A 773-nucleotide genomic window follows, 5' to 3' on the forward strand; every position below is an offset into this window, starting at 1 on the left:
TGTACGAAGACTATCATCGGTTTTGGTTCTCCAAACAAATCGGGTTCTCACGACTGTCACGGCGCACCATTAGGCGCTGAAGAAATCGCAGCAGCGCGTGAATTCCTAGGTTGGGAACACCCTGCATTTGAAATCCCTGCAGATGTATACGCAGAGTGGGATGCAAAAGCAGCTGGCGCTGAAAAAGAAGCGGCGTGGAACGCGAAGTTCGAAGCATACGCAGCGGCTTACCCAACAGAAGCAGCAGAGCTTAAGCGTCGTCTAAACGGCGAACTTCCTGCAGAGTGGGAAGAGAAAGCAAACCAAATCATTGCAGATCTTCAAGCAAACCCAGCAAACATTGCGTCACGTAAAGCATCTCAAAATGCTCTAGAAGCTTTCGGTCAAATGCTACCAGAATTCATGGGCGGCTCTGCTGACCTAGCGCCTTCTAACCTAACCATGTGGTCTGGTTCTAAGTCTCTAGAAGCGAACGACTTCTCTGGTAACTACATCCACTACGGTGTACGTGAATTTGGTATGACTGCTATTATGAACGGTATCGCACTACACGGCGGTTTCGTTCCTTACGGCGCAACATTCCTAATGTTCATGGAATACGCTCGTAACGCAATGCGTATGGCTGCTTTGATGAAAATTCAGAACATCCAAGTGTACACACACGATTCTATCGGTCTTGGCGAAGATGGCCCAACTCACCAACCAGTTGAGCAAATGGCGTCTCTACGTTTGACTCCAAACATGAACACATGGCGTCCATGTGACCAAGTTGA

At 48.5% G+C, this 773-nt stretch carries 1 pseudogene; it reads left to right on the forward strand.

The annotated features are described in order from the left end of the window. A pseudogene (locus R7R24_RS26340) lies at nt 1-773 on the forward strand (transketolase); the annotation flags it as partial.

The sequence above is a fragment of the Vibrio sp. 704 genome, from assembly GCF_033339295.1.